At 33.3% G+C, this 14,613-nt stretch carries 13 protein-coding genes and 1 pseudogene; 1 reads left to right on the top strand and 13 read right to left on the bottom strand.

Annotation, left to right across the window (positions count from 1 at the left end):
* Positions 1-2: 2 nt before the first annotated feature.
* The 12 genes from BW731_RS10700 to BW731_RS10645 form a co-directional block, all read right to left on the bottom strand.
* The gene (locus BW731_RS10700; protein ID WP_079348049.1) at positions 3-344 is read right to left on the bottom strand and encodes a putative DNA-binding protein; all 342 of its coding nucleotides are present in this window, start codon (positions 342-344) and stop codon (positions 3-5) included.
* Between the two features lie 152 nt (positions 345-496).
* Positions 497-1,429, bottom strand: coding sequence for a DNA-binding protein WhiA (gene whiA / locus BW731_RS10695; RefSeq protein WP_079348047.1), 933 nt, complete (start codon positions 1,427-1,429; stop codon positions 497-499).
* 18 nt (positions 1,430-1,447) lie between these two features.
* On the bottom strand, positions 1,448-2,440 hold the full coding sequence (locus tag BW731_RS10690) for a gluconeogenesis factor YvcK family protein (protein ID WP_071457106.1): 993 nt from the start codon (positions 2,438-2,440) through the stop codon (positions 1,448-1,450).
* Positions 2,437-3,333, bottom strand: a complete 897-nt coding sequence (gene rapZ / locus BW731_RS10685; RefSeq protein ID WP_079348045.1) for an RNase adapter RapZ — start codon at positions 3,331-3,333, stop codon at positions 2,437-2,439. The genes BW731_RS10690 and rapZ overlap by 4 nt, the downstream gene beginning before the upstream one ends.
* Before the next feature lie 119 nt (positions 3,334-3,452).
* Positions 3,453-4,340: a permease-like cell division protein FtsX gene (gene ftsX, locus BW731_RS10680; RefSeq protein WP_079348043.1), complete on the bottom strand. Its 888-nt coding sequence runs from the start codon at positions 4,338-4,340 to the stop codon at positions 3,453-3,455.
* A complete protein-coding gene (gene ftsE, locus BW731_RS10675) occupies positions 4,333-5,019 on the bottom strand; it encodes a cell division ATP-binding protein FtsE (protein WP_071457108.1) in 687 nt (228 codons plus the stop codon). The genes ftsX and ftsE overlap by 8 nt, the downstream gene beginning before the upstream one ends.
* Before the next feature lie 123 nt (positions 5,020-5,142).
* A protein-coding gene (prfB, locus tag BW731_RS10670) for a peptide chain release factor 2 (RefSeq protein WP_143592784.1) occupies positions 5,143-6,241 on the bottom strand; the annotation gives its coding sequence in 2 pieces (ribosomal slippage) (positions 5,143-6,168 and positions 6,170-6,241; 1,098 coding nt in all).
* A gap of 66 nt (positions 6,242-6,307) precedes the next feature.
* Positions 6,308-8,836, bottom strand: a complete 2,529-nt coding sequence (gene secA, locus BW731_RS10665; protein WP_079348039.1) for a preprotein translocase subunit SecA — start codon at positions 8,834-8,836, stop codon at positions 6,308-6,310.
* A 223-nt stretch (positions 8,837-9,059) separates the two neighbouring features.
* The gene (locus tag BW731_RS10660) at positions 9,060-9,833 is read right to left on the bottom strand and encodes an ankyrin repeat domain-containing protein (RefSeq protein WP_079348037.1); all 774 of its coding nucleotides are present in this window, start codon (positions 9,831-9,833) and stop codon (positions 9,060-9,062) included.
* 82 nt (positions 9,834-9,915) lie between these two features.
* Positions 9,916-10,746 carry a Cof-type HAD-IIB family hydrolase gene (locus tag BW731_RS10655; RefSeq protein WP_198931939.1) on the bottom strand — a complete coding sequence of 277 codons (831 nt, stop codon included), beginning with the start codon at positions 10,744-10,746 and terminating at the stop codon, positions 9,916-9,918.
* A gap of 118 nt (positions 10,747-10,864) precedes the next feature.
* Positions 10,865-11,719, bottom strand: a complete 855-nt coding sequence (locus BW731_RS10650) for a MurR/RpiR family transcriptional regulator (RefSeq protein WP_079348033.1) — start codon at positions 11,717-11,719, stop codon at positions 10,865-10,867.
* A gap of 100 nt (positions 11,720-11,819) precedes the next feature.
* Positions 11,820-12,770: a hypothetical protein gene (locus BW731_RS10645; RefSeq protein WP_079348031.1), complete on the bottom strand. Its 951-nt coding sequence runs from the start codon at positions 12,768-12,770 to the stop codon at positions 11,820-11,822.
* Positions 12,771-13,003: 233 nt separating this feature from the next.
* Here BW731_RS10645 and BW731_RS10640 point away from each other — a divergent pair, with 233 nt between their 5' ends.
* Positions 13,004-14,293, top strand: coding sequence for an ISL3 family transposase (locus BW731_RS10640; RefSeq protein ID WP_079348029.1), 1,290 nt, complete (start codon positions 13,004-13,006; stop codon positions 14,291-14,293).
* A gap of 142 nt (positions 14,294-14,435) precedes the next feature.
* Here the strand turns inward: BW731_RS10640 and BW731_RS10635 are convergent.
* Positions 14,436-14,549 (bottom strand): annotated as a pseudogene (locus BW731_RS10635) (hypothetical protein); the annotation flags it as partial.
* Between the last annotated feature and the right edge of the window lie 64 nt (positions 14,550-14,613).

The following is a 14,613-nucleotide window of genomic DNA, read 5'->3' as shown; positions in this document are numbered from 1 at the left end:
TCCTACTCTTCTTCTATTTCTTGAATGTTATCTAATAATGCTTTAATTTTCTCTGTTTCAGGATAAGACTCTCTAAGTAATGATTTTATTTCATCAATCATCTCTTGTCTGACCACATAATTTGAGTATAGATGTAATTTTTTCTCATATGTTTCTAGTAATTTTTCAGTACGTTTTATATTATCATAGACCGCTTGCCTACTCACATCATATTCTTCTGCAATTTCACCTAGAGAAAAATCATCAGCATAATATAATTCAATATAATTCATTTGTTTTTCAGTTAAAAGAGTTGAATAAAACTCAAATAAAGCATTCATTCGATTTGTTTTTTCGATTTCCATATTGCCCCTCCTCCAACTGATTCATATCATACAATCACTTTCACATTATACCATATTTAATTAAAGATATTTAGAGGAAAAAAACATAAAAAAACCCTATCCGTAAATAACATTATTTATTTTACAGATAAGGCTATCCATTGGTTGCTTATTTAAGTCGTTTCAACTAAGGTATTCGCAAATTCATTAATTTTTCTAATACGATGATTGATACCAGATTTAGTGATTGGACCAGAAGGAATCATCTCTCCAAGTTCTTTTAAACTAATTTCAGGGTTTTCAAGTCTTATTTCAGCTACTTCACGTAATTTTTCTGGTAACTGCTCTAAGCCAACTGTGTCTTTAATAAGTTTTATGTTTTCGATTTGGCGTTTTGCCGCATCTGCTGTTTTGTTCATATTGGCATTTTCGCAATTCATCAAGCGATTCACGGAATTACGCAGATCACGGACAATACGGACATCTTCAAATTTAAGCATGGCATTAGTCGCACCAACTAAGACTAAGAAGTCAGCAATTTCTTCTGCCCCTTTTAAATAAGTAATAAACCCTGTACGTCTTTCAACGACACGGCCATTCAACCCATAAAACTTTAGCATTTCACACAAATCAAGACATTGTTCTTCATACATCGAATAAATTTCTAAGTGATAGCGACTTGTCTCAGGATTATTAACAGAGCCTCCAGCTAAAAATGCCCCACGAAGATAAGAACGCATTTTTTGTTCGTTGCCCATAATATTATCTGAAACATGTGTATTAAACATCACACCATCCATGATTTCTAAATCATTTAGTATCTCTTTTGTCCCTTGTTTCAATCGAACGATGTAGACATTATTTTTTTTTAATTTCATTTTACGACGAACTAATAATTCACTATTTACTTCATAGTGGTCTTTTAATAATGTATAAATCCGTCTAGCTATTGCCGCATTTTCAGTCTGTACATTTAACACAAATTGTCGGTTGGCTAATGTCACCGAACCATTCATTCGAATTAAAGCTGCCAATTCCGCTTTTGCATGTTCTTTATGAACTTCTAGTGTTGTCAGTTCTTTTTTTACATCCGATGCAAAAGACATGTTGACCACCCCATTCTTCTAATATTTAGCTCCAAAGACCAAACGAAACAGCTCATCTACTACTTTTGCTCGGTCATGGAAAACACCGCCGTCTTTTAATTCTAAAAAGTCAGCAGAAATCACGCGACATCCTTCATCACGCAATCCTTTAAAATCATGTTTTACCTGTAATAAATACTCATCATATACATCAGGATCAATATAATCTTCAGGTATTGGTTCTGTATTAACTAACACAGTGTCTATAAATTGTTTCCCTAAATGATTATGTAATACTTTAACATGTTCTGCATCAGAAAAATGCTCTGTTTCTCCTTTTTGCGTCATAATATTGCAAATATAAACGACTTCGGCTTCCGATTTGCATACAGCTTCACCTAGTTCTTTAATCATTAAGTTAGGTAAAATACTCGTAAACAAACTACCCGGTCCAAGAACAATCATATCTGCTTCACGAATACTTGAAATAACTTTTCTAGCAGGTTTTACTGGTTTACCATCTGCTGTATTGGTTACGTACACGTAATCTATTTTCTTTCTTTCTTTTGCAATAACACTCTCACCTGTTGCGTTACTGCCATCTGAAAATTTAGCATGAAGCGTCATTGACTGCTCACTTGCTGGATAAATATGCCCGTCAACATGCATAAATTTACTTAATAACTGAATTGCTTCATAAGTACTATTTTTCATTTCAGACATCGCAGCAATAATTAGATTTCCTATCGTATGATTCGCTAAAAAATTATCTTCTTCTTTAAATCGATATTGAAAAATATCTTCATACATTTGTGGCATATCAGATAGTGCCACAAGAACATTTCTCAAATCACCAGGAGGACTCATATTAATGCTTTGACGTAGAAGCCCACTACTTCCACCATCATCTGCTACGGTCACAATTGCTGTAATATCAGCACTTTGATCTCTCAAACCATGTAATATGACTGGCAAGCCCGTTCCCCCACCAATCACAACAATTTTAGGTTTTCTTATGCGATACGTTTTCATGAACGATTGATTGATTCCTTACGTTTCATCATATCTCTGTGGGTAATATTGGTCTTGTAGTTTTCCGAAATTTTGCTTCCTAATCGCTCAGTTAAGGCAACTGAACGATGTTGACCTCCTGTACAACCAATTGCTATCGTCAAACTCATTTTTCCTTCTTTAATGTATCCTGGTAATATATCTAAAATTAAATCTTCGTATTTTTTATAGAAAGATTCTGTCATCTCTGAACTCATGACATAATCATACACTGGCTTATCTTTTCCAGTTAACGGTCTTAGCTCCTCAACATAATGTGGGTTTGGTAAAAATCTAACATCCATTACAATATCCGCATCAATAGGCAAACCATACTTAAAACCAAATGAAACCATTTCTACTCTAAAAGTATCAGAATCATGATTTTTAAAGTTTTGCATGATTTGCTCTCTTAACTCTCTTGGAGCTAGTTCTGTTGTGTCAATGACGAGTTGTGCTTCCCCTTTTAACTCTTCTAAAAGAGCACGCTCTTTTTTGATTCCTTCTGTGACTAAACCATCCATTGCAAGAGGATGGGCTCTTCTTGTTTCTTTATATCGTGATACTAACTCTTGGTCTGACGCATCCAAAAACATCACGGTCGTATCAACTAATTTTGTATTCTCTATTTCAACTAGCATGCTTTGAATTTCTTCAAAAAACGCTCGAGATCTTAAATCAATAACTAATGCAATTTTAGTGATTTTACCTGACTCTTTAATCAATTCCCAAAATTTTGGAATTAACGTTGGTGGTAAATTGTCGATACAAAAGTAACCCATATCTTCAAAACTTTGTACCGCAACAGTTTTACCTGCACCACTCATTCCAGTAATGACTACTAATTGTAAACTATCAGTCTGGTGATCAGTCATATACATCACTCCTTCTATATTCTCTATTCTACATTATAGCATACCTGGTGTATCATTCGTGAATAAAATGTACAAAAAAGAGAATAAGGAACACATTCCTTATTCTCACAATTTTACTATTAAACTTTTAAAAAGCGTCTCATTGACATAACCGATCCAATTGAGCCTATCACTACACCGACAACGATTAATAAAGTATTTAATTGCCAAATTAAGTTACCTGGCGCAATTAAGTCATAGGAAGCATTAGCAATCATACTTTTCGTAAAGATGACATAAACTCTTGGGTAAGCAAATGTTACTAATAGAACTGGGATAACGGAACCTAAAATACCAATAAATGCTCCTTCTAAAAAGAATGGCCCTCTTATATAACTATTCTTAGCCCCAACTAAACGCATAATTTGAATCTCACGTTTTCTTGAAATAATGGTAATTCGAATGGTATTAGAAATTAAGAAGACTGCTACACCTAATAAGAAAACAGCTGCAATTGTTCCCCAAAGTCTAATGTCTTTAGATAATTTAAATAACTTATCGGAATTTCGACCGCCATAATCCGCTTTTGATACACTAGGTAGTGCTGATGCCGCCTTTTGAATAGATGGGATATCCTCAGCATCTTTTGCAGTTAAAACGTACACATCATATAGTGGATTTTCATCTTCTCCAAACAATTTCCACGTATCACCTAATTTATCAACTAATTTTTTATATTCATCTTGCTTGCTCGAAAATGTTACTTTAGACACACCTTGGATGTCTTTTAATTTATTGCTTAACTCCTTCACTTCATTATCAGGCGTTCCAATATCAACAAAAACTGATACATCGACATTATCTTTGATATCATCGGCAATTTTCGCCACATTTAATATGACACCCAAAAATATTCCTACAAGTGTTAGTGTTACAGTCACAGCACTAACAGATGCTATTGTCATCCAGCCATTTCTTTTTAAATTTTTTAACGCACTGCCTAAATGTCTAAAAAAATTACTAATCATCGTAGCCATAATCCCCCTCATCTTGGTCTCTTGTAATACGTCCATTTTCTATAGCCAACACGCGATGACGGATTTCATTTACGATAGTGCTATTATGCGTAGCCATGACGACCGTAGTCCCTTGATTGTTAATTCTTTCTAGTAGTTCCATAATTTCCCAAGAATTTTCTGGGTCAAGGTTCCCTGTTGGTTCATCGGCAATTAATACTTTAGGTGTATTGACGATGGCTCTAGCAATCGCCACACGTTGTTGTTCTCCCCCTGATAACTCATCAGGAAACACACGTACTTTATGCTTTAACCCAACTAAGTCTAGTACTTCTAAAACACGGCGTTTTACTTCACGCGGTTTTTTACCAATTACTTGCATAGCATAGGCAACATTTTCATAGACTGTTTTTTGTGGTAATAATTTATAATCTTGAAACACGATACCTATTTCGCGACGTAAGTATGGTACATTTCGATTTTTTATTGTTAATAAATCATAACCACACACATTAAGTGTCCCTTTTGTCGCGACTTCTTCTCGGTACATCAATTTAATAAAAGTTGATTTACCTGCCCCACTTGGACCAACGACATATACAAACTCACCTTGATTGATAGTGATAGATAAGTTACGAATGGCTGTTGTCCCATTGGAGTATTTTTTTGTTACTTTTTTCATTTCTATCATAGATTTATCTCTCCAACCTGTTATTTTAAACGACACAATCTTATTCTCATACAGTATAACATGTCTTCTTTGGCATTTGATTACAAATATATATCAATTACTTGTTAACTGTCAAATAAAGTATTACAACTTCCAACGTAGGTAAGCATCAATAAATCCATCTATATCACCATCCATTATTGGTTGCGTATTTCCAACTTCATAATTTGTTCGATGATCTTTTACCATAGAGTATGGATGAAACACATATGAACGTATTTGCGATCCCCAGCCGATTTCTAGTTGCTCGCCCTTTATTGCCGCAGCTTCTTGTTCCTGTTTTTCTATTTCTAATTGGTATAATTTTGCTTTTAACATGCTCATTGCTTGTTCTCTATTTTTTAATTGGGAACGTTGAGCCTGACTAGAAACCACAAATCCAGTTGGAATATGTGTAATACGAACGGCTGAATCAGTCTTGTTTATATGCTGACCACCTGCTCCACTTGCTCTAAATGTATCAACTTTAATATCATCCGGTTTCACTTCAATATTGATGTCATTCGCTAATTCTGGCATCACATCTACTGAACAAAATGACGTATGACGTCTCGAGTTTGAATCAAATGGTGAGATACGCACCAAACGATGTACCCCTTTTTCTGATTTTAAATAGCCATAAGCATTGTATCCTTTAATCAGTAACGTAACACTTTTAATACCAGCTTCATCACCAGCTTGATAATCAAGTGTTTCTACTTGAAAACCTTTTGATTCAGCCCACCTAGTATACATTCTAAGAAGCATACTACCCCAGTCTTGTGATTCAGTGCCACCTGCTCCTGGATGCAGCTCTAATACAGCATTATTTTGATCGTACTCACCATTTAATAATTGAGATAACTCGTAGTCTTCAACAATTTGAATCGTTTGAATTAATTTTTCTTCTAATTCTTTTTGCATCTCACTATCATTTTCATCTTCTACCATTTCAAGTAAAAGTTCTAATTCTTCATAGGCTTCTTCTGTATTTTTAAAAGTATCATATTGTGATTTTAACTGATTGACTTTATCTATAACAACTTGAGCTGATTCGTTATCATCCCAAAAACCAGGGGTCGCCATCTCATATTCACCTTCAGCAATTTGTTCCTCAAGTGATTCTAAGTCAAAGAGACCCCCTAAAATTAGTAATTTTTGTCTCTATTTTACTTAATTCATTTTTTATATCGCTTATTTCCATAAAATAATCTCCTTATTTTGTAAACAATTGAAGCGACTCAGTTAAACTAAGTCGCTCCTTGATTTATTATGATGGTTTACCATGGCAATTTTTATACTTCTTGCCACTGCCACATGGACATAAATCATTGCGTCCAATTTTTTCGTCAACACGAATCGGTTGTTTCTTCTCATCGTTAGATACTTGACCTTGTTCAGCAGTTGGTTTTACCGCTTCACCTTGAGCAACTTGTTCACGTTGAACATTTTGTCTAATTTCTGATTTCATGAACAAACGTGTTACTTCATACTCGATAGACCCAACCATATTGTTGAACATGTCATATCCTTCTGTTTGGTAATCAACCAATGGATTATTTTGACCGTATGCACGTAAGCCAATTGATTCTCTCAATTGATCCATTGCATCTATATGGTCAGTCCATTTTGTATCAACTACTCTTAGAATAACAACTTTTTGGAATTCTATCAGTTGTTCTTCACTGCTTAAGATTTCAGCTTTTTCTTCGTAAATAGCTTTGGCTTTATCATAGATAAATACTTTCATCTCTTCAGGTGTTTTATTTTCAAAGTCAGCTAAACTAATCGCATCTTCATGAGTGATTGTTGAACCAACAAAATCAACTAGACCTTCAAGATTCCAATCTTTTTTCTCTCCTTGAGTGTGACCATCAACATAACGACCAATCGTTCTCTCAACCATTCCTAATAACACAGGCTCTAAATCAACATCTGACATGATTACTTCACGACGTTGTTTATAGATAACTTCACGTTGTTCACGCATAACATCATCGTATTGTAAGACGTTTTTACGTGTATCGTAGTTATTCCCTTCAACACGTTTTTGCGCTGATTCTACTTGTTTTGATAACATTTTACTTTGAATAACGGCATCTTCGTCTTCTAATTTCATGCGATCCAAGAACAGTTTAATTCTTTCAGAACCAAAACGTTTCATTAAATCATCTTCTAATGATAGATAGAACTGAGACATACCTGGATCTCCTTGACGACCCGCACGTCCACGTAACTGGTTATCAATACGACGAGATTCATGACGTTCTGTACCAATAACAGCAAGTCCTCCTGCTTCACGAACCCCTGCTCCTAAACGAATATCCGTACCACGACCAGCCATGTTTGTCGCGATTGTTACTGCGCCTTTTTGACCAGCATTCATAATGATTTCCGCTTCTTTAAAGTGGTTTTTCGCGTTTAAGATTTGATGAGGTACTTTTTCTTTTGTTAATAAATCAGATAATAATTCTGATGTTTCAACCGCTACAGTACCGACTAAGACTGGTTGACCATTTTCATGACGCTCTTTAATATCTTTTACTACAGCTTGGAATTTGCTTGATAAAGTTGGATATAATAAATCTGCTCTATCATCACGAATAATTGGTTTGTTTGTCGGAATCTGAATAACTTGCATGTTATAGATTTCTCTAAACTCTTCTTCCTCTGTTTTCGCCGTACCAGTCATTCCTGATAACTTTTTATACATACGGAAGTAGTTTTGGAATGTAATGTTCGCCATTGTTTTTGTTTCATCTTCAATTTCAACGCCTTCTTTAGCTTCAATTGCTTGATGAAGACCATCTGAATAACGACGACCATCCATGATACGACCTGTAAATTGGTCAACGATCAGTACTTTTCCTTCTTGTACCACATAATCAATATCTCGTAACATAATGTAGTTTGCACGTAGTGATTGATCAATATAATGAGTTAATGATGTGTTTTCAATGTCGTATAAGTTACTTACATCAAAGTTTTTTTCTGCTTTAGTAATCCCTTGTTCAGTTAGACTAATTGTTTTAGATTGAACATCAATTTTATAGTCTTCTTCTTCAACTAAAGTTTTAATAAAGTTATCAACTCTTGTATAATAAGCCGTTGATTTTTCTGCTTGTCCAGAAATAATCAATGGTGTTCTTGCCTCATCAATTAAGATTGAATCGACCTCATCCACTACTGCAAAGTTTAATGGACGTTGAACCATTTGTTCTTTATAGACAACCATGTTATCTCTTAAATAGTCGAATCCTAATTCGTTATTTGTTGAATAAGTGATGTCGCATGCGTAAGCCACACGTTTTTCATCAGAAGATTTTGAATTAATATTTAAACCAACTGTTAATCCAAGGAAATTATATAGCTCACCCATTTCACTCGCATCACGTGTTGATAAGTACTCATTTACAGTTACAACATGCACCCCTTCACCAGATAATGCATTTAAATATACAGGCATAGTGGCAGTCAATGTTTTACCTTCACCGGTTTTCATCTCTGGAATACCGCCTTCGTGTAAGACAATCCCCCCCATCATCTGTACTTTATATGGAAATAGTCCTAATACACGTTTCGCTGCTTCTCTTACTACGGCAAAAGCTTCGAAAAGTAGATCATCTAGTGTTTCGCCTTTAGCATAACGTGCTTTAAATTCCTCAGTTTTTTGTTTTAATTCTTCATCCGATAACTCTGACATTTGTGGTGCTAGTTTATCAATTTTATCAGCCATATGCCCTAAGCGTTTTAAATCTTTTTTATCATTTTCAATTAATTGCTTTAAAAAATTAGCCATGAATTCTTTCCTACCCTCTCATCCTTATTCTCCTAGAAGTACTGACATCTTACATAATAAGGTCATCTTATACATTCTATCATTTGTTTATGAAAAATAAAACTCTTTAAGAAAAAAAAGGGACGATTAAGAGATATTTCTTTAAAAATTTATCATTCTCAAACAAAATAACCATTATAAGGGCAAAAAAGTAGCACTTAAACGGTCATTTTAATAACATAATTTAATACTGTTTCAATAGTTTCAGAATAGTTTCATAACCTAGTTGGGATGCATAGTCTTCTGCTGTTCGTCCTGAATTATCTTTTAATGTTTTATCGGCTCCATTTTTTAACAGTTCAGAAACGATTTGTTGATAGACTTTTGAACCATCTCTTAGTGCGACTGCTTCTATCAAAGCCGTGTATCCATAATCATTCTGATGATTGATATCTACTTTTCCATCTTTAAGCAATAGTTTAACATTTTCAAGATGGCCTTTTTCAGCTGCTGGAATAATCGCATTGCCACCAAAACGATTATAAACTGTCTGATTAGGCGTAGCGTGTTTCAAAATATAAGATAAGATTTCTGTTTTACCTTGTGCTGCAGCATATAAATAAGCACTATCTTCTATATTATCTTGTTTGTTAACATCCGCTCCAGCATCTATCAATACTTTTGCTATATCGACTTGATTATTATGTGTTGCAATAAGTAATGGGGTTTCACCTTTTTCATTTTGTTCATTGATATTGTAAGTTTTACTGGACACTATGTCTTTCACTAGTGTGAGGTCATTTTGTTCTACTGCAGTGAGTAGTGTTCCTGCGTCAAATTGCGTTTCTTTTTCACCAGACACTGTTGAATATGCTATTGAGGATTCTCTAGTAGATTGCTTAGTTTGACTTGAAGTCACTTTACTTTTCTCTGTTGTACCGCTCATATTATTTACCTCATTATTTGAACAAGCTGATAAAAATACTAATAAAATAGATAGTTGAAATACTTTTTTCATACACGACACCTCTCTTTTCACTTACTAAAAGTAATTATAAAGAAAGTGTATCATACTATGCAAACCTTATCTATTTATCTGCCTAACCAAATAATTCATTAAAAAAATGGACAATACCATCTTCATCATTTGATTTTGTGGTAATGTCTGAAGAATCTTTCAACTCTTTCACCGCATTTTCCATTGCTACTCCAACACCTGCGTATTCAAGCATAGTCCTATCATTATGACCATCACCAAAAGCAATGACATCTTCTGGAAAAATTCCTAATGGGCGTAAAACAGTATCCAAAGCCTTTGCTTTATCGATACCTTTTGCCGTAAATTCAAAATAAAAATCTGCCGTAAAGACACAAGTTAACGTGTCTTTAAAAGGTTCCATCATTTTTTTATAGTTAGCGGCTAGATAATCAGGCTCTCCTGCTGTCAAAATTTTATTAATTGGATAATCTAAAAATTCAGCCAAATCATCTTTTTCACACAATTTATAATGACCACCACGAGATTCATATTCAATAACATTAAATGGTGCATCTTTATAATCAATCACGCACCCAAAAACATCATTCACAAACATATAGTCATCCTTATCTATCATAGGTGACACACTAAACTGTTTCATGTGTTCTAAGACCGCTTTTCCCTCTTCAATACTCATTGCCTGATTAAATAATTCCATATTTGTATGACAATCAATCACTTTTGAACCATTATAAGATACAAGTAAGCCATCATATTCAGCCATTTTTAACTCGTCAGATAGCTGTAGCATCCCTGTAGTTGGCCTACCTGATGCCAAAATCAATTTATTCCTTTTTTGTTGCAAGTCAATCAAACAATTTTTCGTTGCTTCCGTAATAGTTTTTTGTGTGGTTAATAATGTTCCATCTATATCTAATACAATTGTTTTCATAAAACTCATCTCCTTGTAATTAAATACTATCACGATTTTTTTACGTAAGAGGCTTTATGAAACAAGTTGAAATATTGTTATCAATTTCAATTAAAAAGTTAAACCTATATTGAAACATCTATTTCAATTCATCATTCATTTTCTGATAATTAGCTACTTTATACTCTAGATTCTTGTCATATTCTCGACTAAATAGTTCAGCATAAAGTAAGTCAAGTACCATCAATAAAGAAAAACGTGTCGAAAAAGAGGATAATTTATTGTAATGATTCTCGACTGAACTCAGATATAATTTAATATCTGAAAATGTGGTTAAAGGATTTGATTGTGTTGAGGTGATCAAAATAATCGGTGTTTGATTTTTTACTAGTAAATCTACAACCGCACGAGTTGTTTGTCCTCTACCACCATAAGAAATTACTAATGCTACATGATCTGATGTGCTATTAGCAGCATATAAACGTTGGAGATAATCTTCTTGTGGTACTTGTATCACATAGCCAATTTCTTGTAATTGAAACTGAAAATTCTGTGCAAAATATAAATTACCAGCTGCTGTGTAAACATCAACTTGTTTTGCTTGTAGTAATAAATCTACGGCTTCTTTCAAAGAAGAAGCATTACTCACCTTTTTTGTTTCTAAAAGCGTTTTTTGATATAACTTTTCCATAGCATTAATCATGGAATCTGTTGTTTCTAATTCTTTAATTGGGTAGTCGATATTTACGTCAGTTAACTCAACTCGTTCTGTAGACAAAGACTGTGCTAAAGCAACTTTAAATTCATTGAAACCAGGTTGATCTATTTTCTTTAGTAAACGATAAACCGTTGCAATAGACACAAAAGCCTCATCAGCTAACTCTTTGGGAGAGTAGTTTAGAACGTCTTGTGTATTAGTTAAAATATAGCTTACTAATGCTTTTTCATTTGGTGTAACATGCGTTAATCTTGATAACTCATCTATAATGGTCATAAAATCCTCCACTCACTCATTGGTTTGTTATGATAAATTTTATCATGGTTTTCTATATAAATAAAAGCCACCTAAAAAATAGGTGACTCGTCTTTCTTTATTATTTAATAAACTCATCACTGACAACATGCCAGTCATCATGTCCATATATTGAACCTTCTTCAAGTTTACCATCAGCATTCACTCTATATACAGCGACAAAAGTTTTTGCTGTATGTGCAGAATTCCAAGTGTACATCATGACTTCTGTTAATCCCTCACTACTTTGTTGCGTGTCAAAAGTTACTTCCTCAAAATCTAGAGGCTCTGTAGCCTGTGATTTTAAATAATCTTGTACCCATTTTATTGCTTCATCAGAGGTAATACTTTGTTTAGAACTACTTTGATCAACTGTGATTTCTGGTTTAACATCAACCTCTGATGTATCCATAAATTCTCTTGAAACAACCACCCAATTATTAATTCCTCCATTTTGATTAAAATAGCCTGATTCTTCTAACTCACCTTTTGCATTGATACGAAAAACAGAATATTTATCTACCTCTTTATCTCTTGGTGGTAATACATCAATGTAGACAAGTTTGTCTGTATCATCAGTTCTAATATTCAGTCGCTTATCTTTCAAATCAGGATAGTTTTGATGTCTTTTATCCCACACTGCACTAACCCATTCTTCTACTTGATGATTTGTTAGACTGACTTCTTTCTTGCGACTTTCTTTTATCTCTGTTGAATCACTTTGACTTGAATACACTACTTCGCTAGAACTTAATGACGTGATTGGTGATTTATCCGTATTCTTTGAATTAGATTCTCGTGTGCCTAATACAAATAAAACAGCACCGATTATAACAACTAAGGCAATGATCCCAATGATACGACTGGTCTTTTCTTTTTTCTCAATATCATCTAATATCTCTTGTAAGGCTAACTTCACACTTCTATCAGTCGCCTTTGCTATTTCTATTTTTAAGAGATATTTTCTATCTTTATTTTTTTGATTTGCTAACTCTTGTAGCAATCGATTCATATCGTTTGAATTATTATCCATAATACCCTCCGTAAATTTAATATCCACGATGAGTATATCATAGTATCTATTATGATTTAATGAAATGATATAACGATGTATATTATGTTGTTATAAAACAAAAAACACCCTCCAGTTTCGGCTCTATAATTTCTACTGTTGGTAATGAAAGTTACCAGCAGTTTTTAGTACACAAAAACATGTGTTATCCGTTAGAATGAAATTGCGAAACAACAATCTAAGGAGGATACCACATGTCATACTCACAGACTATCAAAGATATCTTAAATATACTAGACCTAAATATTATTTTTAATGAAAATTGTTTGTCTACTAGGAAAATAAAGGGAGTTTTCTCTAGAGTATTTGAAGGTTTTTTAGATGAAACACCAGAATGTTGTCCTCATTGCGAAGAAAAGGATACACACATTATTAAGTGGGGATATACTACTAGTTTAATTAAAGTTCCTGCTATTTCTGAATACGTTACATATGTTCAATTAAAGAAACGTCGTTTCTTGTGCAAAGATTGTAAATCGACATTTGTTTTAGATACGCCTTTTGTTTCTAGAAACAATTCTATTTCTAACAATTTAAAACGTCTTGTTGCTAAAAAACTAACTTCTAAACAATCTATGAGTGACATTTCAAAACAAGCAAACGTTTCTACTTCAACTGTTTATCGGGTACTTAAAGAATGGTATCAACCCATTCAGAAATATAGTTATTCCTTACCAGCTGTCCTTTGTTTTGATGAGTTTAAATCTGTAAAAAAAGTAGCTGGATCTATGAGTTTTATTATGATAGATGCTGACACTAAGGAGTTAATTGATATTTTACCTGATCGAAGATTACCGAAGATCGAGAAATACTTTAACGGATTCTCTTTATCTAACAGAGAACAAGTGAAGTATGTTGTTTCTGATATTTATCAACCCTACATCATCTTAACTAAGAGACTTTTTCCTAACGCTAAAGTCGTTTTAGATAAATTTCATCTAGTTCAACACATTGGTAGAGCTTTTCAAAAAATACGAATTAGAATAATGAATCAATTAAAGCATAAAGATAATGGAATTATTTATAGACGAATAAAAAAATATTGGAAATTACTTCAAAAAAGTTATGGCAAACTAGACTTTATTCAACAACAATGGCACTCTTCATTTAAAACGTATCTTTCTGAAAAAGAATTACTTGAACGCCTACTTACTTACAATGCTGAACTTACAGATGCTTATAATATTTATCAACAGATTTTAAGAGCTTTTCAAACAAAAGATTATTCTTTATTTGTAGATTTAATCAATCAAAAAACTCTTTTTCAAGAGTATATACCTGTTTTTAAAACATTTAGAAAGTATCAAGAAGAAATAAAAAATACTTTTGAAACATCGTATTCAAACGGTCCTTTAGAATGTATGAACAATCATATTAAAGTCATTAAGCGTAATGACTATGGCATGAGAAGTTTTTATAATTTCAAATTACGAATAGCAATTTGTTTAAAGAAATCTGTCTTCAAGACACCAAAAAAGATCTAGAAAACATGTTGTTTTCTAGATCCTAAATTCTAACGTTTTAACTCTTACCAACAGTAGTTGACAAAGAGCCCCAGTTTCCTAGAGGGTGCTCTACGTCCGAACAGTTTTAATTCCATTAGAATAAGCTATATTTAAACGTTAATTATTTGTTTTTTAAGTTGTAAAATGAAGCTAAACCTTTGTATTCAGCTACTTCACCTAATTGGTCTTCAATACGTAATAATTGGTTGTATTTAGCAATACGGTCAGACGAACTTTTCTTTTATTTGAAGGAAATCATACTACATAAAGCTTTATATATCAACATTCTCAAAAATAGA

Source organism: Vagococcus martis (assembly GCF_002026305.1).
Lineage (GTDB): Bacteria > Bacillota > Bacilli > Lactobacillales > Vagococcaceae > Vagococcus > Vagococcus martis.
The sequence above is the reverse complement of the archived record's forward strand: the minus strand, read 5'-3'. Positions and strand labels throughout refer to the sequence as shown.

Excerpts from the sequence above, each read along its gene's own strand:
- ftsX (WP_079348043.1), bottom strand. The coding sequence starts at position 4,340 with ATGATTAGTAATTTTTTTAGACATTTAGGCAGTGCGTTAAAAAATTTA.
- BW731_RS10690 (WP_071457106.1), bottom strand. The coding sequence starts at position 2,440 with ATGAAAACGTATCGCATAAGAAAACCTAAAATTGTTGTGATTGGTGGG.
- rapZ (WP_079348045.1), bottom strand. The coding sequence starts at position 3,333 with ATGACTGATCACCAGACTGATAGTTTACAATTAGTAGTCATTACTGGA.
- BW731_RS10645 (WP_079348031.1), bottom strand. The coding sequence starts at position 12,770 with ATGGATAATAATTCAAACGATATGAATCGATTGCTACAAGAGTTAGCA.
- BW731_RS10700 (WP_079348049.1), bottom strand. The coding sequence starts at position 344 with ATGGAAATCGAAAAAACAAATCGAATGAATGCTTTATTTGAGTTTTAT.
- BW731_RS10660 (WP_079348037.1), bottom strand. The coding sequence starts at position 9,833 with ATGAAAAAAGTATTTCAACTATCTATTTTATTAGTATTTTTATCAGCT.
- whiA (WP_079348047.1), bottom strand. The coding sequence starts at position 1,429 with ATGTCTTTTGCATCGGATGTAAAAAAAGAACTGACAACACTAGAAGTT.
- BW731_RS10655 (WP_198931939.1), bottom strand. The coding sequence starts at position 10,746 with ATGAAAACAATTGTATTAGATATAGATGGAACATTATTAACCACACAA.
- BW731_RS10650 (WP_079348033.1), bottom strand. The coding sequence starts at position 11,719 with ATGACCATTATAGATGAGTTATCAAGATTAACGCATGTTACACCAAAT.
- secA (WP_079348039.1), bottom strand. The coding sequence starts at position 8,836 with ATGGCTAATTTTTTAAAGCAATTAATTGAAAATGATAAAAAAGATTTA.
- ftsE (WP_071457108.1), bottom strand. The coding sequence starts at position 5,019 with ATGATAGAAATGAAAAAAGTAACAAAAAAATACTCCAATGGGACAACA.
- BW731_RS10640 (WP_079348029.1), top strand. The coding sequence starts at position 13,004 with ATGTCATACTCACAGACTATCAAAGATATCTTAAATATACTAGACCTA.